This is a genomic window from Erwinia sp. Eh17-17 (assembly GCF_039675725.1).
Lineage (GTDB): Bacteria > Pseudomonadota > Gammaproteobacteria > Enterobacterales > Enterobacteriaceae > Erwinia.
In genome coordinates this window covers 124,669-151,198 of record NZ_JBDFQT010000005.1, presented here as the reverse complement: position 1 = coordinate 151,198, position 26,530 = coordinate 124,669, and the positions used below count along the sequence as shown (strand labels likewise).

The 26,530-nt window shown below is 56.6% G+C and carries 17 protein-coding genes; 15 read left to right on the top strand and 2 right to left on the bottom strand.

Annotation, left to right across the window (positions count from 1 at the left end):
- The first annotated feature begins 40 nt into the window (after positions 1-40).
- Entirely contained in the window at positions 41-1,330 is a 1,290-nt protein-coding gene (gene pepB, locus ABEH87_RS15125) for an aminopeptidase PepB (protein ID WP_346577372.1), read from the top strand.
- A gap of 88 nt (positions 1,331-1,418) precedes the next feature.
- A complete protein-coding gene (gene sseB, locus ABEH87_RS15120) occupies positions 1,419-2,198 on the top strand; it encodes an enhanced serine sensitivity protein SseB (protein ID WP_346577371.1) in 780 nt (259 codons plus the stop codon).
- Between the two features lie 45 nt (positions 2,199-2,243).
- Here sseB and sseA read toward each other — a convergent pair whose 3' ends face one another.
- A complete protein-coding gene (sseA, locus tag ABEH87_RS15115) occupies positions 2,244-3,098 on the bottom strand; it encodes a 3-mercaptopyruvate sulfurtransferase (RefSeq protein WP_346577370.1) in 855 nt (284 codons plus the stop codon).
- A 181-nt stretch (positions 3,099-3,279) separates the two neighbouring features.
- Between sseA and ABEH87_RS15110 the strand changes: the two genes are divergently transcribed.
- From ABEH87_RS15110 to ABEH87_RS15050, 13 genes are all read left to right on the top strand, one after another.
- Complete coding sequence (locus tag ABEH87_RS15110) at positions 3,280-9,234, top strand: alpha-2-macroglobulin (protein WP_346577369.1); 5,955 nt, start codon at positions 3,280-3,282, stop codon at positions 9,232-9,234.
- Positions 9,235-9,258: 24 nt separating this feature from the next.
- A complete protein-coding gene (gene pbpC, locus ABEH87_RS15105) occupies positions 9,259-11,574 on the top strand; it encodes a penicillin-binding protein 1C (RefSeq protein ID WP_346577521.1) in 2,316 nt (771 codons plus the stop codon).
- Positions 11,575-11,790: 216 nt separating this feature from the next.
- Entirely contained in the window at positions 11,791-12,222 is a 432-nt protein-coding gene (gene ndk / locus ABEH87_RS15100) for a nucleoside-diphosphate kinase (protein ID WP_346577368.1), read from the top strand.
- Positions 12,223-12,390: 168 nt separating this feature from the next.
- A complete protein-coding gene (locus tag ABEH87_RS15095; protein WP_346577366.1) occupies positions 12,391-13,560 on the top strand; it encodes a bifunctional tRNA (adenosine(37)-C2)-methyltransferase TrmG/ribosomal RNA large subunit methyltransferase RlmN in 1,170 nt (389 codons plus the stop codon).
- An 87-nt stretch (positions 13,561-13,647) separates the two neighbouring features.
- The gene (pilW, locus tag ABEH87_RS15090) at positions 13,648-14,379 is read left to right on the top strand and encodes a type IV pilus biogenesis/stability protein PilW (protein WP_346577364.1); all 732 of its coding nucleotides are present in this window, start codon (positions 13,648-13,650) and stop codon (positions 14,377-14,379) included.
- Positions 14,369-15,364 (top strand): cytoskeleton protein RodZ, encoded by a 996-nt coding sequence (rodZ, locus tag ABEH87_RS15085; RefSeq protein WP_346577363.1) that lies wholly within the window; start codon positions 14,369-14,371, stop codon positions 15,362-15,364. Before pilW ends, rodZ begins: the two co-directional genes overlap by 11 nt.
- Before the next feature lie 39 nt (positions 15,365-15,403).
- Positions 15,404-16,525, top strand: a complete 1,122-nt coding sequence (gene ispG, locus ABEH87_RS15080) for a flavodoxin-dependent (E)-4-hydroxy-3-methylbut-2-enyl-diphosphate synthase (RefSeq protein ID WP_062744679.1) — start codon at positions 15,404-15,406, stop codon at positions 16,523-16,525.
- Between the two features lie 76 nt (positions 16,526-16,601).
- Positions 16,602-17,879, top strand: coding sequence for a histidine--tRNA ligase (hisS, locus tag ABEH87_RS15075; protein ID WP_346577361.1), 1,278 nt, complete (start codon positions 16,602-16,604; stop codon positions 17,877-17,879).
- A 37-nt stretch (positions 17,880-17,916) separates the two neighbouring features.
- A complete protein-coding gene (locus ABEH87_RS15070) occupies positions 17,917-18,537 on the top strand; it encodes a YfgM family protein (protein WP_346577359.1) in 621 nt (206 codons plus the stop codon).
- 48 nt (positions 18,538-18,585) lie between these two features.
- Entirely contained in the window at positions 18,586-19,767 is a 1,182-nt protein-coding gene (gene bamB, locus ABEH87_RS15065) for an outer membrane protein assembly factor BamB (protein WP_346577358.1), read from the top strand.
- A 219-nt stretch (positions 19,768-19,986) separates the two neighbouring features.
- Positions 19,987-21,486, top strand: a complete 1,500-nt coding sequence (gene der, locus ABEH87_RS15060) for a ribosome biogenesis GTPase Der (protein ID WP_346577356.1) — start codon at positions 19,987-19,989, stop codon at positions 21,484-21,486.
- A gap of 375 nt (positions 21,487-21,861) precedes the next feature.
- A complete protein-coding gene (locus tag ABEH87_RS15055) occupies positions 21,862-24,288 on the top strand; it encodes a glucose/quinate/shikimate family membrane-bound PQQ-dependent dehydrogenase (protein WP_346577354.1) in 2,427 nt (808 codons plus the stop codon).
- 171 nt (positions 24,289-24,459) lie between these two features.
- Positions 24,460-24,993, top strand: a complete 534-nt coding sequence (locus tag ABEH87_RS15050) for a hypothetical protein (protein WP_346577352.1) — start codon at positions 24,460-24,462, stop codon at positions 24,991-24,993.
- 34 nt (positions 24,994-25,027) lie between these two features.
- On the opposite strand, the gene xseA is transcribed toward ABEH87_RS15050, so the two are convergent.
- Positions 25,028-26,401: an exodeoxyribonuclease VII large subunit gene (gene xseA, locus ABEH87_RS15045; protein ID WP_346577350.1), complete on the bottom strand. Its 1,374-nt coding sequence runs from the start codon at positions 26,399-26,401 to the stop codon at positions 25,028-25,030.
- Between the last annotated feature and the right edge of the window lie 129 nt (positions 26,402-26,530).

The following is a 26,530-nucleotide window of genomic DNA, read 5'->3' as shown; positions in this document are numbered from 1 at the left end:
ATCCCGGTGTGAAATGAAAAAAATGAAAAGGAGCCATGCGATGACCACCCCGATGAATATTACTCTGTCTACGGCTGCGGCCGATCCGCGCTGGGGCGATAAAGCGATCCTGAGCAGCAATGACAGCGGCTTTACCATCCATATTACCGGCAACGAACCGCTGGTCAGCATTCAGCGCGCTGCGCGCAAAATTGATAATCAGGGCATTCGCCACGTCAGCCTGAGCGGCGAGGGCTGGGATCTGGAGAACAGCTGGGCATTCTGGCAGGGCTATCGCGGCCCTAAAGGCGAGCGTGAAGTGCAGTGGGCGACGCTGGCCGATGATGCACAGCAGGAACTGGATCGTCGCCTGAAGATTATCGACTGGGTCCGCAATACCATTAACCTTCCTGCTGAAGAGCTGGGGCCGGAACAGCTGGCGACCCGCGCTATTGACCTGCTGCGCGATGTGGCCAGCGATACGATCAGCTACCGGATCACCAAAGGTGATGACCTTAAAGCACAAAATTATATGGGCCTGCACACGGTCGGCCGCGGTTCATCGCGCAGCCCGGCCCTGCTGACGCTGGATTATAATCCGGGCGGCAGCGACGAAACGCCGGTTTACGCCTGCCTGGTCGGTAAAGGTATCACCTTTGATACCGGCGGCTACAGCCTGAAACAGAGCGGGTTTATGGATTCCATGAAATCCGATATGGGCGGTGCTGCCACGCTGACCGGGGCACTGGCACTGGCGATCAGCCGTGGACTGAATAAGCGCGTGAAGCTGATCCTGTGCTGTGCGGACAATATGGTCAGCGGTAACGCCTTCAAGCTGGGCGATATTATTCGCTACCGCAACGGCAAAACCGTTGAAGTGATGAACACCGATGCTGAAGGCCGTCTGGTGCTGGCCGATGGTCTGATCGATGCCAGTGCGATGAACCCCGAACTGATTATTGATGCGGCTACCCTCACCGGGGCGGCAAAAACGGCGCTGGGGAATGACTATCACGCGCTGTTCAGCTTTGATGACGCGCTGGCACAGTCATTACTCCACAGTGCTGAAGGTGAAAACGAGCCTTTCTGGCGTCTGCCGCTGGCGGAGTTCCACCGCAGCCATCTGCCGTCAAACTTTGCTGACCTGAACAATATCGCCAGCCCGTCGCATTCTGCCGGTGCCAGCACCGCAGCGGCCTTCCTGTCGCACTTTGTCAGCGATTACCAGCAGGGCTGGTTGCACATTGACTGTTCCGCTACTTACCGTAAAGGTGCCGTAGATCAGTGGTCTGCCGGTGCGACCGGGCTGGGCGTACGAACCGTGGCGAACCTGCTGCTGAGCCGGGTTTAATATCACCGGCCGATCTGAATACGATCGGTCCCCCACAGGGGCGGACCTGCTTTTCCGGTCCGCCCGCTGCGCACACTGGAACATTTGAATGAACGATCTTAACCCGCGTCTGGAAGAAGTATTGAAGCTGGCCGCGACAGAACCGGCACACCGCCCGGAGTTTTTTGCGCTGCTGATGGACGCCAGCGTGGTGGTCCCCGGCGAGAGCGCTCAGCCTGAGCAGGCCATTGATGCCACGACCCCGGTCGATTTACAGCACTGGGAAAAAGATGACGGCACCAGCATTATTCCGTTTTTCACCTCGGCTGAAGCCCTGCAACAGGCGGTCAGCGGTGAGCAGGCGTATCTGGTGATGCCGGTGCGTACGCTGTTTGAGATGACGCTGGGCGAGGCGCTGTTTCTTAATCCGAAACTTCCTAACGGCAAAGAGTTTTCGCCGCGTGAAATTGCCCATCTGTTAGGAGAGGGCAGCAGCGCGCTTAGCCAGCAGACGGTGCTGGAGGGTGGGACATCGCTGCTGCTGACGGAAATAGCGCAACCTCCGGCGCAGATGATCGACTCTCTCACCCAGCTGTTTGCTAAATACAAGACGGTGCGACGGGCCTATGTGGCGCAGATCAAAGAGCATGCTGACCAGCCCGCGAACCTGCTGATTGGCATTGAAGGCGATGGCGATCTGGAGGCGGTGATTCAGGCCGCAGGCAGCGTGGCGACGGATACGCTGTTAGAAGACGATCCGATTGATATCTGTCAGGTGGTAGACGGGGAGAAAGGCATCAGCCACTTCTTTACTGCCCATATCACCCCGTTCTATGAGCGGCGCTGGGGTAGTTTCCTGCGTGACTTCAAAGTGAAAAATATCGATTAAACCTGCAGGGCGGATCGAAAAAAGATCCGCCCCTGCGCTTCGCTCTTACAGCGAATCGTTCACAGTGGGCAGGTCATTGCGCGATCCCCATTCCCCCCAGGAGCCGTCGTACAGGGCAACGTTTTTCACGCCAAGGCTGGTCAGCGCCAGGATCACCACCACGGCGGTCACCCCGGAACCACAGCTGGCAATCACCGGCTGCGACAAATCCACGCCCTGCTGGCTGAAAATAGCCTGCAACTCGTCCGCCGGTTTTAAGCGACCTTCGGTGACCAGCGTATTCCACGGAACGTTCAGGCTGCCTGGAATGCGCCCGCGATGCAGACCCGGACGCGGCTCGTCCACCTCACCGTGAAAGCGGTTGGCGGCACGGGCATCAATAATCTGCGCGCCACCTTCGTGGCTGACCAGCAGCACATCGGTGACGCGTTTAACCTCGCCTTCACCGTGATCGACCTCGAATTCACTTTCCACCAGGTTCACCGGGCCACTCGCCAGCGGCAGCTGTGCCTGCTTCCAGCCTGCCAGCCCGCCAGCCAGAATTGAAATCTGCTTAACGCCAAAATGCCGCAGCATCCACCAGGCGCGCGGCGCGGAGAACAGATTCCCCTCGTCGTAGATCACCAGGTGTCTGTCAGCGGCGATCCCCAGCTCACGCATCGCTACCGCAAAGGTTTCGGCACGCGGCAGCATATGGGGGTAGGCGCTGGTGTGGTCGGACAGGGCCTCAATATCAAAGAAGGGGGCATCCGGCAGATGTTCCGCCAGATATTCTGCCTGCACGTTGCGGGTTTTTTCCTGGCCCGGTGGCAGCATTCGTGCGTCCAGTACCTGGATGTTGTCATCAGTCAGATGCTCTGCCAGCCAGTCAGCAGAAACAAAAAAAGAAGGAGTCGTCATCGCGGCCTCGTTGTCAGTAACATTAAGCTGAGTGTCAGCGATTTCGTCAGCTATCACAAGGCGAAATCACGGGATTCAGAGCCACCGCAGAATTCCTGAAAAATCTTTGTCACCGCCGATAGATATTGCCCTGATAAACTATTACTCTTTCAGCAAAATTGTAACAGGGAAGGTTCTTTCGATGGATGTGCTCAAGTTTCTCCTGCGTTTACCCTTTACAGTGATTAAAGCACTGTGCTGGCTGCTGTCGCGCCTCTTCTGGCTGCTGGGACTGCTGCTGCGTCCGCTGCTGGGTAAGGTTAACTGGCAGGCGCCGCGCTGGTTTTCACCTCTCAGGGCGGGTTTTTCGCGCCTTGAACAGGGCGTTGACCGCCATCCGAAGACGATTGCACTCAGCGTGCTGCTGCTCGTCGCTGCGGGTGTCGCCGGTGTGTACGGCTGGCACTGGTGGCAGAACCGCCCGAAACCGATTGAAGTTGCCCCGCTGACCCTACAGCACGTCAGGGCACAGGTCGTGAATCCGGCAGCGATAGATTACAGCGTCGCCAGGCCTGGCGTGCAGGTGCTGACCCTGAGATTTGACCAGTCGGTTGCGCCAGTCACGCTGGTCGGAAAACCGGTGACGACGGGCATCAGCCTGAAGCCCGCGCTGGCAGGTGACTGGCAGTGGCTGAATGCCTGGACACTGGTCTTCACGCCAAAGCAGGCGTTGCCGATGGGCGCGAATTATGAGGCATCGATAGATCCCGATACGCTGCTGGCACCGCAGTTCCGTATTAAGCAGACCGGATATCCCTTCAGTGTCCCGGCCTTTGACTACCAGATTGGCAGCAGCGAGTACTATCAGGACCCGCAGGACCGCAGCCAGCACAGCGCTATCTTCAACATTAAATTCAACGCTCCGGCCGATGTACAAAGCGTCGAAAAACAGCTATCGCTTGGCCTGAGTGCGGCGCAGGGACAGCCTGAGCAGCCCCTGAAATACAGCGTGACCTGGGACGAGAAAAAACTGAATGCCTGGGTACGTTCCTCTGCATTACAGCCGATGGATCACGGTGGTGCAGTGCATTTGCAGGTCAACAGCGGAGTAAAATCTTCACAGTCTGCCAATCCGGTGGCGCGCAAAAACGACGCCTGGGTGAAAGTACCGAATCTGTTCAGCCTGAGCGTGAGCGATGTTGTGGCAGAAGTGGTGGATAAACCGGGGAGTCAGGGCGAACGAGCGCTGATCGTTGGCTTCAGCGATGCCGTGCGCGATCGTGACGTCAGCCAGGGGGTACGTGCCTGGCTGCTGCCAGAGAAAGATCCTCGCCGTCCCGCCAGTGAACAGCCCGACGACGTATTTATGGCCTGGGATCGGGACAATGTTGATCAGAGCGTGATCGATCGTTCTCCGGCGCTGCCGCTAAACCTGAATGATGCGGAAGAAACCTGGCAGCCACAGTTCAGCTTCAAATTTTCCGCCCCGGCTAAACGTTACCTGCTGGTGTCGATTGACAACACAATGACCTCTGGCGGCGGCTATAAAATGCCGGAAAAAGTATGGCAGGTGGTTCAGGTACCGGATTATCCGAAACTGTTACAGTTTGCTGCCCAGGGGGCGCTGCTGTCGGTCAACGGGGACAAGCGCATCAGTGTGGCGGCACGAAACGTACCGGGGCTGCGCGTGGACATTAAGCGGGTGATCCCGAGCCAGTTACAGCACATCGTTTCGTTTAAAAGTCGCCAGTACGCGTCGGCCGATTTTAATCGCCTGAACGACGAATATTTTACCGAGCGCTTCCGCTATCAGACCGCGGTCAGTAATGAAAAACCGGGGGAGGTCAGTTATCAGGGCATCGATCTGTCACGCTATCTCTCAACCCGCCCTGACTCGCATCGCGGCGTGTTTCTGCTGACTCTGTCTGAATGGTCACCGCAGCAGAAGGAGGCTCAGCCTGGCGAAGAAGAGTACCAGGAAGAGGACGGACAGCAGGAGAGCATCGGGGATTCTCGCTTCGTGGTGGTCACCGATCTCGGCATCATTGCCAAACGTTCGCAGGATAAAACCCGCGATCTGTTTGTACAGTCGATCAGCAGTGGCCAGCCGGTCGCCGCTGCGCAGGTTTCCGTCGTGGCGAAAAACGGCGAGAAACTGCTGACCCGCCAGACCGGCAGCGACGGTCACGTCAGCTTCCCGTCGCTGGAGGTGTATACCAGCGAACGCGAACCGGTGATGTTCCTGGTGGAAAAAGAGGGGGATGTCTCCTTCCTGCCAACCGGGCGCGATAACGATCGTGGCCTCGATTTCTCGCGCTTTGACGTCTACGGTGAAACCACCCCGGACGACACCCGCACCCTTGGCAGCTATCTGTTCTCTGACCGTGGTGTTTATCGTCCCGGTGATACGTTCCATATTGGCCTGATCACCCGTGCCGCTGACTGGTCAGTGCCGGTGGGGGGCATTCCGGTACGTGCCGAAATTCGTGACCCGCGCGACAAGCTGATGCGCACGGTGCCGCTGACCCTCAGCGCCAGCGGTTTTAATGAACTGAACTTCACCACCGAAGAGAGTTCTCCGACAGGCGAATGGAATATTTATCTCTATCTGCCGGGTAAAGATGATGATTCAACGCGTCTGCTCGGCAGTACGTCTGTCAACGTCAAAGAGTTCGAGCCGGACCAGCTGAAGGTGAAGCTGACGCTGACGCCAGATCGGCAGCAGGGTTGGGTCAAACCGGATGCACTGAAGGCCAGTATCGACGTACAGAACCTGTTTGGCACCCCGGCTCAGGGGCGGCGCGTGGCTTCGAAAATGACGCTGCGCCCGGTCTATCCGGCGTTCGACCGCTATGCAGATTATGCCTTCTACGAAGCGCGCTCCGCCAGCGATGGCTATGAAACCGAACTGGAAGACAGCACCACCGACGATCGCGGTGCGGCAGACATTAAGCTGGATTTAAGCGGTTTTGGCGAATCAACCTACCAGCTACAGCTGCTGTCGGAAGCCTTTGTGGCTGGCGGCGGTCGCTCAGTGGCGGCCACGGCCCGCACGCTGGTCTCACCGTATGATTATCTGATCGGCGTGAAGGCCGACGGCGAGCTGGGTTACATTCATCAGAATGCACAGCGCAACGTTAACCTGATCGCCATTAATCCGGCGCTGGAAACCATTGCCATCAACGGGCTGACGCTGCGTCTGCTGGAGCAAAAATACCTGTCAGTGCTGACCCGTCAGGAATCTGGCGTCTATAAATATCAGTCGAAGCTGAAAGAGATCCCACTGTCAGATACGGCGCTCGATCTGCCTGCCAGCGGCCACTCGCTGTCTCTGGCCACCGACAAACCCGGTGATTATGTGCTGGTAGTGGAAAATGCCAAAGGTGAGGTGCTGAACCGCATTGCTTACAGCGTCACTGGCCAGGCCAACCTGACCCGATCGCTGGATCGCAACGCCGAGCTGAAGCTGAAGCTGAACAGCGACAAGTATCAGCCGGGCGGTGAAATTGAAGTGGCGATCAACGCGCCTTACACCGGCAGTGGATTGATCACCATTGAAAAGGATCGCGTTTACAGCTGGCAGTGGTTCCACACCACCACTACGAACTCGGTGCAGAAGATCCGCATCCCGGCCGGGCTGGAGGGTAATGCCTATATCAACGTGCAGTTTGTACGTGATATCAACTCGGACGAGATCTTTATGAGCCCGCTCAGCTACGGGGTGATGCCGTTTAAAATCAGTAATGAAGCGCGGAAGAACAGCCTGAAGCTTGCCGTGCCTGAGGTGATTAAACCGGGCGAGAACCTGACCATCGACGTCACCACGGACGGTCCGCAGCAGGTGGTAGTATTTGCGGTGGATGAAGGCATTCTGCAGGTGGCACGTTATCGGCTGACCGATCCGCTGGACTACTTCTTCCGCAAGCGTGAACTGAATGTGGAAAGCTCGCAGATCCTCGACCTGATCCTGCCAGAGTTCAGCAAGCTGATGTCGCTGACCTCCGCCCCCGGCGGTGACGGCGGCGAAGGGCTCGATCTGCACCTCAACCCGTTTAAACGTAAACGCGATAAGCCCGTCACCTTCTGGTCAGGGATCGCTGAAGTGAATGGTCAGGCGCAGTTTACCTATCCGGTGCCGGACTACTTTAACGGTAAGATCCGCGTGATGGCGATCTCGGTGACGCCGGATAAGATCGGCAAAGCGCAGACCGGCACCACCGTGCGTGATGACTTTATTCTGACGCCGAACGTTCCGGCAATGGTGGCTCCGGGTGATGAGTTTGACGTCAGCGTTGGCGTCAGCAATAACCTGGAAGGTCAGGGCGAGGGCAAACTGCCGGTGACGATCAAAGTCACCCCGCCGCCACAGCTTGAGGTGGTGGGGCAGGCTGAACAGGCGATCCAGCTGGCAGCCAAACACGAGGGCGTGGTTAATTTCCGTCTGCGTGCCAAAGCTGAACTGGGCGATGCGCCGCTGGTCTTCAGCGCGCAGTATGCGGACAAGACCAGCCGACGTACCCTCAGCACTTCCGTGCGTCCGGCCATGCCGTTCCGCATCCAGACGGTAATGGGGCGGATGAACGGCGGTCAGCAGCAGGTGGATAACCTGCGCCAGATGTTTGACGCCTATTCACAGCGGCAGGCTGCGGTATCGAACTCGCCGCTGGTACTGACCAGCGGGCTGGCAAGCTACCTGGCGAACTATCCGTACTACTGCTCAGAACAGATTGTCAGCCAGTCAATCCCGCTGCTGCTGCAAAGTGCGCATCCGGAGCTGCGTAACGGGATGGATGCTGACAAGGTACGTCAGCAGCTGAAAGGGATCCTCGACGTGCTGCGTTCGCGCCAGAACGGCGACGGCGCGGTCGGGTTGTGGATGGCTTCTCCGCAGGCCGATCCGTTTATCACGCCATACGTAGTCCAGTATCTGCTGGAGGCAAAAGACGCCGGATATCCCCTGCCTGCCGGGATGCTGGACGATGCCAACGTCGCTCTGCGTACTCTGGCGGCCAGCGGTTATGACGATCTCTACCACCTGCGCCTGCGAGCCTGGGCAGTCTATTTGCTGACGCGTCAGGGGGAAATCACGACCAACGCGCTGGCTTCGGTACAGGAGACGCTGAAAAAACGCTACCCGGACAGCTGGCAAACCGATCTCAGCGCGCTGTATCTCGCCTCGTCATGGCGACTGCTCAAGGCCGATGACGAAGCGCAGAGGCTGTTAGATCCGGGCTGGCAGGCGCTGAACAAAGCTTACAACAACAGCTGGTGGACGCAGAACTACTACGATCCGCTGGTGCAGGATGCCACCCGACTGTATCTGATCACCCGTCACTTCCCGGAAAAAGTGGCCGCTATTCCGCCGCAGCTGCTGGAGAATATGGTGATGGCACTGCGTGAGGAGCGCTACACCACCTTCTCAGCGGCGATGAGTATCCTGGCGCTGGAGAGCTATTCAGAGCAGGTGGCGAGACAAAATGACCCGCAGGCGCTGACCATCAACCAGATTGGGCGTGATAATAAAGTTCCGCAGCTGATTTCTGCACTGCAGGGCCGCTTTGCCCAGGGGGATTTCACTGCTCAGGCGGAGGCGGTTCAGTTCCGCAATGCCGGAAATGCCCCTGCCTGGTACGTGGTGACGCAGGCCGGTTACGACCGCAGTGCCCCGCAGCAGGCGATTAGCCGTGGTCTGGAAATCAGCCGCGACTATACCGATGATGCCGGAAAAGCGATAAGCAAGGTAACGCTGGGACAAACCATCAACGTTCACCTGAAAATCCGCGCTAACTCAAAAGCGGCACTGAGCAACCTGGCGATTGTTGACCTGTTGCCCGGGGGCTTCGAAGTGGTTCAGCAGACGCCGCCAGCGCCGGAAACCGGCGATGAGGAAGCACAGGATGCAACGTCAGCGGGCTGGCAGTCGCCGCTGGCCGCCAGTGGTTCAACCTGGGCACCGGACTTCAGTGATATTCGAGAAGATCGGGTCATTGTCTACGGCAGCGCCAGCACCGAGTTGCAGGAGTTTGTCTATCAGATTAAAGCGACGAACACCGGCAGCTTTACGATCCCTCCGGCGTATGGCGAGGCGATGTACGATCGTGAAATCCAGGCCATGTCAGCCAGCAGCGGAAAAATTACGGTGGTTGCGGCTGAATAATCTGGTAACGGGCCGCGCGGCATGATGAAACGGCTGCTGCAAAATCTGGCGGTGGCGCTGGGATTACTGGCGCTGCTGCTGGCAGGTTTCCGACTGTGGCCGCATCCGCCGCTGTCTCAGGGCGTGCCGCTGTCAACGGCGTGGTATGACCGTCACGGCACGCTGCTGCGGCTGTCGCTGGCCAGTGACGATCGCTATCGCCAGTGGACGCCGCTGGAAGCCATCTCCCCGCTGGCGGTTGACGGGCTGTTGCTGCATGAGGATCGCTGGTTTTACTATAATCCCGGCGTGAATCCCCTGAGCCTGGTGCGGGGCTTCTGGCGCAGCTATGTGCTGGGAGGTAACAAGCAGGGCGGTTCTACCATCACCATGCAGCTGGCGCGTATGCTGTGGCAGCTGAATACCCGATCGCCCGGCGGCAAAATCGTTCAGGTGCTGCGCGCCATCCAGCTGGAGCTCAGCTACTCCAAGCACGATATTCTGGAAGCCTATCTTAACTACGCGCCTTACGGGCGTAACATTGAGAGCATTGGCGCGGCCAGCCTGATCTATTTTGATAAACCGCCTGCGCAACTGACGCTGGCAGAGGCGCTGACCCTGGCGGTCCTGCCCCAGTCCCCCAGTTTACGCATCAACCCGCGCAGCGGTGAGGTCAGCCCGCCGCTGATGCAGGCGCGCAATCGCTTGTTCCGGCGCTGGCAGCAGCACTACCCGACCGATCCCGTTCAGCAGGCGCTGTTTACGCTGCCGCTGGCGTTGCGTCAGCCACAAAATTTACCCTTTACCGCACCGCATTTTATCGAGCAGTTACAGAGCGGGGAACGGCGGTCGCGGGTTGACACAACGCTGGATGTCACCCTGCAACGCCTGGTGGAGAAACAGGTTGGGGCATTTATTCGTCGTAATCAGAGCCGGGGCATTCACAACACGGCCGTGCTGCTGGTCGACAGCCGTGATATGGGCGTGCGGGCGATGGTTGGTTCGGCCGACTACTACAACCGCCAGATTCAGGGGCAGGTCAACGGCACCAGCGCGAAGCGTTCGCCGGGATCGGCGCTGAAACCCTTTATCTACGCGCTGGGCATGGAGCAGGGGATCTTACATCCGATGACGGTGCTGAAAGACGTGCCGTTTTCCTTTGGCAGCTATGCGCCAGAGAACTTTGACCGCCGTTTCCTCGGCCCGGTTACCGCCACTGATGCGCTGAACTTCAGCCGTAATATACCGGCGGTGACGATTGCATCACGGCTGCACCAGCCGGGCTTTTACCAGTTTCTGCAGCTGGCGGGCATCAGCGGCCTGGCTAGCGAAAAGCATTACGGGCTGTCGCTGGTGCTCGGCGGGGGAGAGGTGACCGCGCAGGAGCTGGCGAAACTCTACGCGATGCTGGCGAACCGGGGTGAGCTGCGAGCGTTGCGCCTGAGAGAGCAGGACCCGCAGCCGCCCGCATTTCGTCTGCTCAGCGAAGAAGCCAGCTATATGACGCTGGATATTCTGCGTCAGCACCGTCGTCCCGGCGATACGCTGGCCCAGCGCCCCTCGTCATTACCGGTTTACTGGAAAACCGGCACCTCATGGGGGTTTCGCGATGCGTGGAGTGTCGGTATTTTCGGCCCGTATGTGCTGGTGGTCTGGCAGGGGAATTTCAACGGTCAGGGCAACAATGCGTTTGTTGGTGTGGAAGCCGCCGCACCGCTGTTCTTTAACATTATCGACAGCGTGATTGCCAGTTATCCGGGGTTGAGCGAGCCGCAACACCGTTTTCCTGCGCATCTGAAGCGCGTGGATATCTGCCTGCCCAGCGGCGATCTGCCTACCCAGTGGTGCCAGCAGCGCGGGCGCAGCTGGTTTATCCCCGGAAAATCCCCAATAAAAGTCGATACCGTTTACCGCCCGTTACGCATCGACAATCAGAGCGGGCAGCCGGTCTGCCCTCCGTGGGATGCACACACCAGCCATGTGGAAGTTTTTGAGTTCTGGCCTTCCGACCTGGCCCAGGTCTTTATGCAGGCGGGCCTGCCTAAGCGCCCGCCGCCGCCGGTAACCTGCCAGCAGGGCGCGGTGAGCGGCGAGGCCCCGCGTATTACCTCACCGTTGAAACATACCACCTACCAGCTGCGTCAGTCGCAAAAAGGGCGCGACAATATCAGTTTCAGCGCCGTCACCGACGCGGACAGCGCCACTGTTTTCTGGTTTGTCGATGATGTTTATCTGGGTTCCAGCGCCAGTAAAACGCCGCTCGACTGGCGACCTGCGCGTCCGGGGAAATATCGTATTCGTGCGGTGGACGATCGGGGGCGTGCGGACAGTCGTTTGATCAACGTGGCGTTAATCAACTAATTCAGACGGATCCCAGAGGGCTTTTCTGGTCATCCATCATCGGGCTGCGTAAAATAGCGGCAGTCAGGGAAAAAGTCGCGATAAGGATCGGATTTTTCGATAAATAATTGAATCTCCGGTAGGCATCTTTCACGATGCCCCCTATAATCTGCGGCCATTTTCCCGGCCGGGAACCATTTTCGCGGCTAAACTCGAAAGATAATACAGGGGTCAATAATGACTATTGAGCGTACATTTTCCATCGTAAAACCAAACGCTGTGGCAAAAAATGTGATCGGTGCCATCTTCAACCGTTTTGAAAGCGCTGGCTTCAAAATCGTTGGTAGCAAAATGCTGCACCTGAGCAAAGAGCAGGCTGAAGGTTTCTACGCTGAGCACCAGGGCAAGCCATTCTTTGATGGCCTGGTTGAGTTCATGACTTCTGGTCCGGTAGTTGTTTCCGTGCTGGAAGGCGAAAATGCCGTGCAGCGTCACCGTGACCTGATGGGCGCAACTAACCCGGCCAACGCGCTGGCGGGCACTCTGCGTGCAGATTACGCCGACAGCTTCACCGAAAACGCGACCCACGGTTCTGATTCTGCGGAATCTGCTGCCCGTGAAATCGCGTATTTCTTCGGCGAAGGCGAAATCTGTGCGCGCACCCGTTAATTCGGCTGCCTGACGGAAAGGGTTTACAAAAAAAGTGTGTTTGTTGCTTTAACCCTTATGAAGTCATGAGTACAATAATGCGCCCCTGACGTTTTGTTCAGGGGCGTTTCTATTTTATTCACTCCAAAACCAGCGCCATAACGTGTAACAACGAGGCCAGAGAATATTATGTCCGAACTTATTGTGACTCCATCGTCTGCATCACCTGCCATCGCCACCCCTAAAAAAGAAAAAATCAATCTGCTCGATCTCAATCGTCAGCAGATGCGTGAGTTTTTTGCCGGTATGGGAGAAAAGCCGTTTCGTGCCGATCAGGTCATGAAGTGGATTTATCACTACTGCTGTGATGATTTCGACGAAATGACCGACATCAACAAGGTCTTCCGTAACAGGCTGAAAGAAGTCGCGGAAATCCGCGCGCCGGAAGTGGCTGAAGAGCAGCGCTCGTCTGATGGCACCATCAAGTGGGCAATCCAGGTGGGTGGCCAGCAGGTCGAAACGGTCTACATTCCGGAAAAAGATCGCGCTACCCTGTGTGTTTCTTCCCAGGTGGGCTGTGCGCTGGAGTGTAAGTTCTGTTCCACCGCGCAGCAGGGCTTTAACCGCAACCTGCGCGTGTCAGAAATCATTGGCCAGGTATGGCGTGCCGCGAAAATCATCGGTGCCGCCAAGGTCACCGGTCAGCGTCCTATCACCAACGTGGTGATGATGGGCATGGGTGAACCGCTGCTCAACCTGAACAACGTCGTGCCAGCGATGGAAATCATGCTGGATGACTTCGGTTTTGGTCTGTCTAAACGCCGCGTGACGCTGTCAACGTCAGGCGTGGTCCCGGCACTGGATAAGCTGGGGGATATGATCGATGTGGCGCTGGCCATTTCGCTGCACGCCCCGAATGACACAATTCGTGACGAAATTGTGCCAATCAATAAAAAGTACAATATTGAGACCTTCCTGGCCTCGGTCAGCCGCTATATCGGCAAGTCAAACGCCAACCAGGGACGCGTCACCATCGAGTACGTTATGCTCGATCACGTCAACGACAGCACTGATAACGCGCATGAGCTGGCCGCGCTGCTGAAAAATACGCCATGTAAGATTAACCTGATCCCATGGAACCCCTTCCCGGGCGCACCTTATGGTCGTAGTTCGAACAGTCGCATCGATCGCTTCTCTAAAGTGTTGATGGATTACGGATTTACTACTATTGTGCGTAAAACGCGTGGTGATGACATTGATGCCGCCTGCGGTCAGTTAGCGGGCGATGTGATTGACCGAACCAAGCGTACCCTGAAAAAGAAAATGGCCGGTGAAGCAATATCTGTGAAGGCGCTCTGAAAGCCAGCGCTTTCTGACGCCAAACCGTGTTGACCCTGAAGATATTGGCGTACCATAGTGTGCTGATGGAGACAGGGAGTGACAGGGATGTGGGCAGGAAAGATCGCCGTTTTGCTGCCAGTGCTGGTGGTGGGGTGCCAGACAGCGCACCCGCCGGAGGCGCTGGTTGAAACACGGATTCAGCTGGGAATGGCTTACCTGGCGCGAGGCAACAACGATGCGGCACGCCGTAATTTACAGCGGGCGGTCGATCTCGCTCCAGGCGATTACCGCAGCCAGCTGGCAATGGCTCGCTACCGGCAGCAGACGGGCGACACCGACAGGGCGCAGCAACATTATCGCTCTGCCCTGAAATTAGCAGCGCAAAACAGCTATGTGCTTAATAATTACGGTGCGTTTCTCTGCGGATTAGGGCAGTATGATGCGGCACAACGGCAGTTCCGCAGGGCTATGGATGATTCAGCAAACGGGCTTCGTGCCGACAGTGTTGAAAATTCCGGCTACTGTTTTTTGAATGCCGGTCAGCTTGAAAAAGCACGTAACGTATTGATGGACGCGTTGCGGATTGATCGAACCAAAGGAATGCCCATGCTAGCAGAAGCCGAAAGGCGATTTGGAAAAGGGAAACGTGCGGAATCACGGGTCCTGTTAGATGTTTATCAGCACAACTTTCCTGTTTCGGCAGAAAGCCTGTGGTTAGAGATTCGCTTCGCCGCGCAGGCAAATCAACTCGATGACGTACAACATTATGGGGTGCAACTTGCGCGAATTTTTCCACAATCGATACAGTACCAGCATTTTTTAGCTAATGAATACTGAAGCCACTCAAGAAAAATCTAACGTAAATTCAACAGGCGAGCGCCTGCGCGGTGCCCGTGAACTCATGGGCCTGACTCAGCAGAATGTTGCTGAACGCCTCTGCCTGAAACTTTCCACTGTTCGTGATATTGAAGAGGACAAGTCGCCTGCCGATCTGGCGTCGACATTCTTGCGTGGCTATATCCGTTCTTACGCACGTCTGGTTCGCGTGCCGGAAGAAGAGCTGCTACCGATGATGGCGAAACAAGCCCCGGTCAGAGCCGCAAAAGTAGAACCGATGCAAAGCTACTCCCTCGGTAAACGCCGCAAAAAACGCGATGGCTGGTTGATGATTTTCACCTGGCTGGTGCTGTTTGTGGTCGTCGGACTGACGGGGGCCTGGTGGTGGCAGAATCATAAAGCCGCTCAGGACGATCTGGTCAATATGGCCGATCAGAATGCTTCGTCTGCTGGGGACAACAGCCAGTCGATTCCATTGACTGACAACAGTGCCAGCAGCGGGTCCGACAGTGCTGCTCAGACAGCGATCCCGTTAGAGACTACGCCTGCAGATTCAGCGAACAGCGGCAGTGCTCCTGCTGCTGCCGCTCCCTCTGCAACCGCGCAGCCCTCTGCGGCCAACACCCAGGCTGATAATAATCAGCCTGCGGTGGTTTCACCCAGCCAGGCTCCGGTCGATTCCGCCGCTGGTGGTCAACTGCCGACCAGCAGCGCCGGCATCAGCCAGCCTGCTGTCGATCCGAACGCTGTCGTCATGAATTTTTCCGCTGACTGCTGGCTGGAAGTGACCGATGCTGCAGGTAAGAAACTGTTCAGCGGTATTCAGCGCAGCGGCGGCAAACTCAGCCTTGCCGGCACGGCACCGTATCATTTAAAGATTGGTGCACCGGCCGCAGTACAGATCGAATATCAGGGTAAACCTGTCGATCTGAGTCGTTTTATCCGTACTAACCAGGTTGCTCGCCTGACTTTAGGTGCGCAATAACGCATCTTCTCTGGTCTCGAGTAATTGTGGAGAAAGAATATGCATAACGAAGCACCCATTATCCGTCGCAAATCCAAACGTATTTACGTCGGCAAGGTGCCCGTGGGTGACGGTGCCCCTATCGCCGTTCAGTCCATGACTAATACCCGAACGACTGACGTAGCTGCAACCGTCGCTCAGATCAAAGCGCTTGAGCGCGTTGGTGTTGATATCGTCCGCGTATCCGTGCCGACGATGGATGCCGCAGAGGCGTTCCGTTTGATCAAACAGCAGGTCAATGTCCCGCTGGTCGCCGATATTCACTTTGACTACCGCATCGCCCTGAAAGTCGCCGAGTATGGCGTTGATTGCCTGCGCATCAATCCCGGCAACATCGGTAACGAAGAGCGTATTCGCTCAGTCGTTGACTGCGCACGTCACTACAACATCCCGATCCGCATTGGGGTGAACGGCGGCTCGCTGGAAAAAGATCTGCAGGAAAAGTACGGTGAGCCTAACCCTCAGGCGCTGCTGGAATCCGCCATGCGTCATGTGGATATCCTCGACCGACTGAACTTTGACATGTTTAAAGTCAGCGTCAAAGCGTCCGATGTATTTCTTGCCGTTGAGTCTTATCGTCTGCTGGCGAAGCAGATCGATCAGCCGCTGCATTTAGGCATCACCGAAGCAGGCGGCGCCCGTGCGGGCGCGGTGAAATCGGCAATAGGCCTGGGGCTGCTTCTGTCCGAAGGCATTGGCGATACCCTGCGTATCTCGCTGGCAGCTGACCCGGTGGAAGAAGTTAAAGTTGGCTTCGATATTCTCAAGTCCCTGCGCATTCGTTCGCGTGGCATTAACTTTATCGCCTGCCCGACCTGTTCACGTCAGGAGTTCGACGTCATTGGCACGGTGAACGCGCTGGAAGAACGGCTGGAAGATATCATCACCCCGATGGATATCTCCATCATTGGCTGCGTGGTCAATGGTCCGGGTGAAGCGACGGTTTCTACCATGGGCGTGACCGGCGGCAGTAAGAAAAGTGGTTTCTACGAAGACGGCGTGCGTCTGCGCGAACGTCTGGATAACGACAATATGATCGACCAGCTGGAAGCGCGCATTCGTGCCAAAGCCACCATCCTGGACGCATCACGCCGGATTGATATCCAGCAGGTTGAAAAATAATTTGTTGTTCTGATCCCTGCAGGGGGTGACCTTCGCTTTTGGTTGCCCCTGCTGAATCAAATTAATGGAAGAGACAGTGGCTAAAAATATCCAGGCCATCCGTGGCATGAACGATTACTTACCCGCTGACACCGCAGTGTGGCAGCGCATTGAACAGATCCTGAAACAGGTTCTGGGTAGTTATGGCTTCAGCGAAATTCGCGTGCCGATTGTAGAGCAGACCCCGTTGTTCAAACGCGCTATCGGTGAAGTCACCGACGTGGTTGAAAAAGAGATGTATACCTTTGACGATCGCAACGGTGAAAGCCTGACGCTGCGTCCGGAAGCGACCGCTGGCTGTGTACGCGCGGGCATTGAACACGGTCTGCTGTACAATCAGGAACAGCGTATGTGGTACATCGGTCCGATGTTCCGCTACGAGCGACCGCAAAAAGGCCGCTATCGTCAGTTCCATCAGATTGGTGCTGAAGTCTTTGGCCTGCAGGGCCCGGACATTGATGCAGAACTGATCCTGATGACGGCCCGCTGGTGGAAAGCGCTGGGTATTACCGACCACGTCAGCCTGGAGCTGAACTCGATCGGTTCTCTCGAAGCCCGCGCCAACTATCGTGATGCGCTGGTTGCTTTCCTTGAGCAACACGTAGACGTGCTGGATGAAGACTGCAAACGCCGCATGTATACTAATCCGCTGCGCGTGCTGGACAGCAAAAATCCGGACGTGCAGACGTTGCTGAATGATGCACCGACGCTCGGTGACTATCTGGATGAAGAGTCGAGAGAACATTTTGCCGGGCTGTGCAGCCTGCTGGATGATATGGGTATTGCCTATACGGTGAATCAGCGCCTGGTGCGTGGTCTTGATTACTACAACCGCACGGTGTTTGAGTGGGTCACTACCAGCCTGGGTTCACAGGGTACAGTCTGTGCCGGTGGGCGCTATGATGGCCTGGTCGAACAGCTGGGCGGGCGTGCAACGCCAGCCGTCGGCTTTGCGATGGGCCTGGAGCGCCTGGTCCTGCTGGTGCGGGCGGTGAATCCGGAATTTGAACCGACGCGCGTTGTTGATGTCTATGTTATCGCTTCGGGTCAGGGCGTACAGAGTGCGGCGATGTTGCTGGCAGAACAGCTGCGTGACGCGCTGCCGGAACTGAAGCTGATGACCAACTTTGGTGGGGGTAACTTCAAGAAGCAGTTTGCCCGTGCAGACAAGTGGGGCGCCCGTATTGCCCTGGTGCTTGGCGAAGATGAAGTGGCTAACGGCCAGTTGGTCATCAAAGATTTACGTAACGGCGAACAGCAAACGCTGGCACAGAGTGATGCGGCAGCTACGCTGGCATCGATGTTACAGCGGTAAGCCCCTGCGGCTGCATGATTTTAAGGAGTAGGATTGCGTGGAAGTATATAGCAACGAAAACGAACAGGTAGATGCGCTGAAGAACTTCTTTGCCCAGAATGGCAAAGCACTCGCTGTTGGCGTCGTGCTGGGTGTGGGTGCTCTGCTTGGCTGGCGCTACTGGAGTAACCACCAGGACAGCGGGTCGCGTGAAGTTTCTGCTTCTTACCAGCAGGTGACCTCTGCGCTGGATGCCAGCAAACCGGCCTCGCTTGACGCAGTCGCTAAGTTCGCCAGTGAAAACAGCAATACCTACGGGGCGCTGGCTTCTCTCGACCTGGCAAAACGCTATATCGACAACAATCAGTTAGATAAAGCGGCAGCGCAGCTGCAGGACGGCCTGAAAAGTACCAAAGATGCCAACCTGCAGGCGGTGCTCAATCTGCGTCTTGCCCGTATTCAGTTACAGCAGAAACAGCCTGATGCCGTGTTAAAAACACTGGAAAGCGTTAAAGGTGATGGCTGGGCGGCAATCGTGGCGGATGTGCGCGGTGAAGCGTTACTCAGCAAAGGCGATGCGAAAGGTGCGCGCGATGCATGGACTAAGGGCATTGATGCTGACGCCTCCTCATCTCTGAAAGAGATGCTGCAAATGAAAGTGAATAATCTGCCGGGCTAATAGCTCTTATATTTGGCATTTAGCCTGAACAGGCACAAGAGGGATTTCATGGAATTGCGTAAGTTACTTCTGCCGGGACTGATGTCAGTCACCCTGCTCAGCGGATGTTCATGGTTCAGCGGTGAAGAAGACGTGGTTAAAATGTCGCCGTTGCCTACCGTACAGAATCAGTTCGAACCAGAAAAAGTCTGGAGCACTTCGGTTGGCAATGGTGTGGGTGATTTTTACTCTAACCTGCACCCGGCGTGGGCCGAGAACACCGTCTACGCCGCTGACCGCCGTGGTGTGGTTAAAGCGCTGAATTCCGGCGACGGTAAAGAGCAGTGGAAAGTTGACCTGGCAGAAAAAACCGGTTTCTTCTCCAGCAATATTCCGGCGCTGCTTTCCGGTGGCCTGACCGTTGATGCCGGTCATGTGTATGTCGGCAGCGAGCGCGGTCAGGTGTTTGCACTCAACACCAGCGATGGTTCCATTGCCTGGCAGACCAAAGCCGCGGGTGAAGTGCTGTCCCGCCCGGTTGTCAGCGATGGCCTGGTTCTGGTTCATACCAGCAACGGCATGCTGCAGGGTCTGGACCAGAACAGCGGTACTATCAAATGGACTGTTAACCTCGACGTACCGGCGTTAAGCCTGCGCGGCGAGTCTGCCCCCGCTACGGCCTTTGGCGCAGCCATTGTCGGTGGCGATAACGGCCGCGTCAGTGCGGTGATTATGAACCAGGGTCAGATTATCTGGCAGCAGCGTATCTCTCAGCCAAGCGGCGCGACAGAAATCGATCGCCTGGCGGATGTCGATACTACCCCGGTTATTGTCAACGGTGTGGTCTACGCGCTGGCCTATAACGGCAATCTGACAGCGCTGGACCTGCGTTCAGGCCAGATCCTGTGGAAACGCGAAATTGGTTCTGTTCACGATATGATCGTCGACGGTGGCCGCATCTTCCTGGTGGATCAGGACGATCGCGTGATTGCCCTGAACACTGACGGCGGCGTCAGCATCTGGCGTCAGAGCGATCTGCTGCACCGCAATCTCACTTCACCGGTGCTGTATAACGGCTACCTGGTGGTGGGTGACAGCGAAGGTTACCTGCACTGGATTAATACTGACGACGGTCGCTTTGTGGCTCAGCAGAAAGTGGACAGCTCCGGCTTCCAGACTGAACCTGTTGTTGCCAGCGATAAGCTGCTGATCCAGTCTAAAGACGGTGAGGTTTACGCGATTACGCGTTAATCCCTCTGCAAGTCTGAACCCGACAGATTGCCGCCTGCCAGAACCCTGGCGGGTGGAAAGATGAAGGGTAAACGGCTCCTGAAAGTTCAGGGGCCGTTTTGTTTTGTCCAAGGCGTGTTATTCTAGGCGCCATCGGCCTGAGTACAGCGGCAGTTTATCTGTCTGCACGGCGATTAAACTCGCAGCCAGGCGCTTATTTTTTAGTTATGAGGCTTCACTATGGTACCTGTGGTCGCGCTGGTCGGGCGTCCCAATGTGGGAAAATCCACCCTGTTTAACCGTTTAACGCGCACACGAGATGCGCTGGTGGCGGATTTTCCTGGGCTTACCCGAGATCGCAAATACGGTCGCGCTGAAATAGAAGGGCGTGAATTTATTTGCATCGATACCGGTGGTATCGACGGCAACGAAGAGGGCGTGGAAACACGTATGGCGGAGCAGTCGCTGCTGGCGATTGAAGAGGCTGACGTCGTCCTTTTTATGGTCGATGCGCGTGCCGGGCTGATGCCTGCGGATACGGCCATTGCCAAACATCTGCGCTCGCGCGATAAGCCGACTTTCATCGTCGCGAACAAAACCGATGGCCTGGATGCCGATTCAGCCGTGACTGACTTCTGGTCACTCGGCCTCGGTGAAATCCATGCGATTGCGGCTTCTCACGGGCGTGGCGTCACCAGCCTGCTGGAGCTGGTGCTGCTGCCGTGGATGGATGTTGTCGCTCCGGAGCGTGAGCTGACGGAAGAAGAAGAAAACGAAGCCTACTGGGCAGAGTTTGCGGCGAAAGAAGCGAAAGACAACGGTGAAATGCCGCCAGACGAAGAAGATGACTTTAACCCGCTGGATCTTCCGATCAAGCTGGCTATCGTGGGTCGTCCTAACGTCGGTAAGTCAACGCTTACTAACCGCATTCTCGGCGAAGAGCGCGTGGTGGTTTACGATATGCCGGGTACCACTCGCGACAGTATCTACATTCCGATGGAGCGTGACGGACGTGAATACGTTCTGATCGACACCGCCGGGGTGCGTAAGCGCGGGAAAATCACAGAAACCGTTGAAAAGTTCTCGGTGATCAAAACCCTGAAGGCGATTGAAGACGCCAACGTGGTGCTGCTGGTGATTGATGCCCACGAGGGGATTTCCGATCAGGATCTCTCTCTGCTGGGCTTTATCCTCAACAGTGGGCGCTCACTGGTCATCGTGGTTAACAAGTGGGATGGCCTGTCACAGGAAATCCGTGACGAGGTGAAAGAGCAGCTGGACTATCGTCTGGGCTTTATCGATTTCGCCCGCATCCACTTTATCTCCGCCCTGCACGGCAGCGGCGTGGGTAACCTGTTTGAATCCGTGACGGAAGCCTACGACTGTTCCACGCGCCGCGTGAACACCTCGATGCTGACGCGTATTATGAACATGGCCGCTGACGACCATCAGCCACCGCTGGTGCGCAGCCGCCGCGTGAAGCTGAAATATGCTCACGCCGGGGGGTATAACCCACCCATTGTGGTGATCCACGGTAACCAGGTGAAAGACCTGCCGGACTCCTACAAACGTTATCTGATGAACTATTTCCGCCGTTCGCTGGAAATTATGGGTACGCCGATCCGTATCCAGTTCAAAGAGGGTGACAACCCGTATGAAGGCAAACGTAACCTGCTGACGCCAAATCAGCAGCGTAAGCGCCAGCGCTTAATGAGCCATCTGAAAAAGAACAAGCGTTAATCCATAAGGGGCCGATCGAAACATTGATCGGCCCCCGGAACGTTATCAGGGCTGACCGCTTTTTGGGTCAGCCCTTTTTTATTGCCCGTTGCCCTTTGTTGCCGCACTTCAACTCACCCCAATAAAAATAGCGCGACTCATTTTAAACGGCCGCCTCAGTGTCAGGGTTAACCGTGAGCAGCTTGTTAATTTTCTGTTTATCAAATTATGAACCTGGTGGTACAATTCTGCCGCTTGCTATGGGGGCTCTGCCACGCCAGCCGTGACTTAAGAGCACCAGTGGCAAAAGCAGGACGGGATCGCTCCCGTGTAACATGTTAATAAAAATAAGGTATTCACCAAAACTGCCTTATTTTCTCCAGGAGTATTTCTGCTATGCCTCAAATAAATGCCGGGTCATCCAAATGGCTGGGCCTGTGGTGTTTCCTGCTGGGTTTAATTTTACTGGCAACGGGCCTGTATTTTGTTATCGGTGGTGGAAAGTTAGTTTCACTGGGCGGTAGCTGGTATTTCGTCATTGCCGGTCTTTTTACCGTGCTGTCGGCTATCCAGTTCTTCCGTCGCCGGGCCTCAGCCGTGGTGATTTTTTCCCTGGTGTTTATTGGCTCCGCTATCTGGGCCGTGCTGGATGCCGGTATCGACTTCTGGCCGCTGGTTTCCCGCCTGATGTTCCTGGCCGGGATGCTGTTGCTGACGTTGATCACCTGGCCATTCCTGCGCAGGCATGAAGGTAAAGCCTCCTGTGCTAAAGGCGCTTACGCACTGAGTGCCGTTACCATTGTGGGCCTGCTGGCAACGGTGTATGGCATGTTCCAGCCGCACCCGACGGTCGCGAACGGTCAGGAGTTGCCGCTGGTGCCGGTGGATAAGTCTGCCGAACAGAAAAACTGGGATAACTACGGCAACACCGCAGGCGGCAGTCGCTTTGTGGCGCTGGACCAGATCACCCGCGATAACGTGAAAGATCTGAAACCCGTGTGGACTTACCGCACCGGTGATATCCCTGAAAGCCCGACCGGCAGCGGTGCTGAAGATCAGCAAACGCCGTTGCAGGTAGGTGACCGCGTATTCCTGTGTACCCCGCATAACAACGTGATTGCTCTGGATGCCGATACCGGTAAGCAGCTGTGGAAAACGGAAATTAACGCCCAGTCTCAGGTGTGGAACCGCTGCCGTGGCCTGGCGTATTTTGATGCCAGCAAACCGTTACAGCAGCCAACCGTGCCTGACTCAACGCCGGTCACTCCTGTGACGCTGGCAGCGGGGGATACCTGTCAGCGCCGTATTCTGATGAACACCATCGACGCACGTCTGGTTGCCATTAATGCCGACAACGGCGAAATGTGCCAGAACTTCGGCAATAAGGGTTTTGTTGACCTGAAAGCCGGTCTGGGCGACGCCGGCGATCCGAAATACCAGTTAACGTCCGCACCGACGCTGGCCGGGACAACGGTTGTGGTGGGTGGCCGCGTGGCGGATAACGTGCAGACCGATATGCCTGGCGGCGTACTGCGCGGCTTCGATGTGATCAGCGGTGAAATGCGCTGGGCGTTTGACCCCGGTAACCAGGACCCGAACGCGAAACTGGAAGAGGGGAAAACCTTCGTTCGCAGTACGCCGAACTCCTGGGCGCCGATGTCTTATGATGCCGCTATGAACACCGTGTTCCTGCCAATGGGCAGCTCCTCGGTTGACCTGTGGGGCGCAAATCGTAACGCGCTGGACCACAAATACGGAGCCTCTATCCTGGCGCTGGATGCGACTACCGGTAAAGAGAAGTGGGTTTATCAGACCGTGCATAACGATCTGTGGGACTTCGACATTCCGATGCAGCCAAGCCTGGTCGACTTCCCGCAGAAAGATGGCAGCACTAAGCCGGCGGTGGTCTTTGGCACCAAAGCCGGTCAGATCTTCGTGCTTGACCGTATGACCGGGCAGCCGCTGACGGAAGTGAAGGAAGTGCCGGTGAAACCGGGCAACATCCCGAACGAGCAGTACACCCCAACGCAGCCGAAATCTGTCGGCATGCCACAGATTGGTGCCGAAACGCTGAAAGAGTCTGATATGTGGGGCGCAACGCCGTTCGATCAGCTTGCCTGCCGTATTGGTTTCAAATCCATGCGTTACGATGGCCTGTACACCGTACCGGGCACTGACCTCTCTCTGAGCTTCCCGGGATCGCTGGGCGGCATGAACTGGGGCAGCCTGTCGACCGACCCGAACAACCACTACATCTTCGCCAACGACATGCGTCTGGGCCTGTGGGTGCAGATGCTGCCGGTCAAAGCCGATGCGAAAGCCAGCAACGGTGGTGAAGCCGTGAATACCGGCATGGGCGCAGTACCGTTAAAAGGTACGCCGTATGCGGTCAATAAAAACCGCTTTATGTCGCCAATGGGCATTCCCTGCCAGAAGCCGCCGTTTGGTACGCTGTCTGCCATCGACCTGAAAACGCAGAAAGTGGTATGGCAGGTTCCGGTGGGCACCGTGCAGGATACGGGTCCGTTAGGGATTAAAATGCATGCACCAATGCCAGTCGGGATGCCGACGCTGGGTGGCACGCTGGCAACGCAGGGCGGCCTGGTCTTTATTGCCGGCACTCAGGATTACTACCTGCGCGCTTTCGATACCTCAACCGGTAAAGAAGTGTGGAAAGCCCGTCTGCCGGTTGGCAGCCAGGGTGGCCCGATGAGCTACAAGTCACCGAAAACCGGTAAGCAGTACATCCTGATCTCAGCCGGTGGCGCACGCCAGTCGCCGGATCGCGGTGACTATGTGATTGCTTACGCCCTGGATAAATAAGGCGCGGCGAGCCCCTCGCTGAGCTGACGTTAAAAAGCCCCTTCATTGTTGAAGGGGCTTTTTTATTTGTTATTATCATGCCGGCCTGAACGGTGGCTACAGATCTGGCGAGGGTGGCGTTATCGTGGCGGCGCGTTCAATGTAACGCATAATGAATAACAGGAAATGTTAATGGAAAAGATACAGAATCTGATCGCTGTTCTGAAGCAGTGTATTCCGCAACTGGACATCGCGCCCTTACAGAGTCATACCCCGGAAAACAGTGATCAGTTAACGGTTTTAGACTGGCTTTATCAACAGCTTAGCGCACAGAACCTGATGGTTTATGAGGAGTGGAGTGAATATAACGGCTATATTCCAGAGCTGAAAACGCTGTCTGATTTGTCAATTCCGGAAGATCCGGCGAATTTTATTTTCTCCGCGATTGAAGAGATCGACTGGTCAACCGCCAGCATTGATCCTGCTGAAATTGTCTATTTGCTGCCCTGGCTTGAACATATTAACTTTTATCTCAAGCCACACGCGGTCAGACTGGTCGATCTTCTGCCGTTAGAAAATGCCTATATTATCGCTGTGCGGGATGATGAAACCTTACTGCAGAAACTTCATGCCAGCCTGGAAGCTTTTGATATGGGCATCAACGAGCGGCAGCCAATGGATCAACAGCAGGTTTTAGCCGATATCAGACAGATGATTGCCGGGTAACAACCCGCACTCATCAGCCAGCCTCAACCGTCATTCAGGGCGCGCGGCGTTTACGCGGTTTTTTCACCGGGGTGATGGCTGTGACCTCACTTTCCACCCAGCCGTCATCCAGGCGGGTTTTCAGCGTATCGCCGGGGTGCAGCTGTTGGGTCTTTTTCACCACCTGACCATCGGCTGCCGTCGTCACGCTGAAGCCGCGCGCCAGCGTTGCCAGCGGGCTGACGCCCTCCAGCTGGGCTGCGAGGTTGCCGAAGCGCTGCTTATTGGCACTGAGCTGCTGCTGCATCGCCTGTTGCAGACGATACTGCCACTGCTGCAGCTGCTGCCCGGCGCGCTGTACGCGCATCTCCGGGCGAATGGCGCTAAGGCGCAGACCCACGCGCTCCTGCTGGCGCGCCGCCTGGCGCAGTTTTAGCTGCATCGCATCATCAAGACGCCGCTGTAATTTCATCAGAGCGGTCTGCTGACGGGCCAGACGCAGCTGCGGGTGCTGCTGCTGCAGGCGGTGCTGGATGCGGGTGAAGGTGCGCTGCTTCTGCGCAAGGTAGTAATCCATCGCCATTTCCAGACGCTGCTGCTGCGACTGTAGCTGACGCAGCAGTTCCGTCTGATTGCGGCTGACCAGTTCCGCTGCGGCGGAGGGAGTCGGGGCGCGCAGGTCGGCGACGAAATCTGCGATAGTCACGTCAGTTTCATGGCCGACGGCGCTGACGATCGGGATGCGGCTGGCATATATCGCCCGCGCCACGCGCTCGTCGTTAAAGCTCCACAGATCTTCCAGCGAGCCGCCGCCGCGTCCGACAATCAGCACATCGCACTCGTTGCGCGCGTTCGCCAGCTCAATCGCCCTCACGATGCCTGAGGGCGCTTCTGCGCCCTGTACCGGCGTCGGGTATATCACCACCGGCAGTGACGGGTCGCGTCGCTGTAGCACGCGCAGCACGTCGTGCAGTGCGGCACCGCTGGCAGAGGTGATCACCCCGACCTGGCGCGACGGATCCGGCAGGGCCTGTTTATGGCTCTGCTCAAACAGCCCCTCTGACATCAGCCGCTGCTTCAGCTGCTCGAACTGCTGCTGTAACAGGCCATCTCCGGCGGGCTGCATACTTTCGGCAATCAGCTGATAGTCGCCGCGCGGCTCATACAGGGTGATGGTGGCACGTACCAGAACCTGCTGGCCATTCTGCGGGCGGAAGGTCACGCGGCGGTTGCTGTTACGAAACATCGCGCAGCGCACCTGGGCACCATCATCCTTCAGAGTGAAGTACCAGTGACCGGAAGAGGGCTGGGAGAAATTCGAGATCTCCGCGCTCAGCCAGACCTGGCCCATTTCCATCTCCAGCAGCTTGCGCACTGTCGTATTGAGACGGCTGACGGTAAAAATATTGGCGGTTGGCGGTAGCGACATGTGATGAAGATCAAACTTTAAATCAGAGGGTTAATTAACCGATACTACATGGCCCACGCAGGGGATCAAGCATTTTTCTTAAAATAATGCTGGAGGCAATCGATTACGCCCTGTATAATGCCGCGGCAA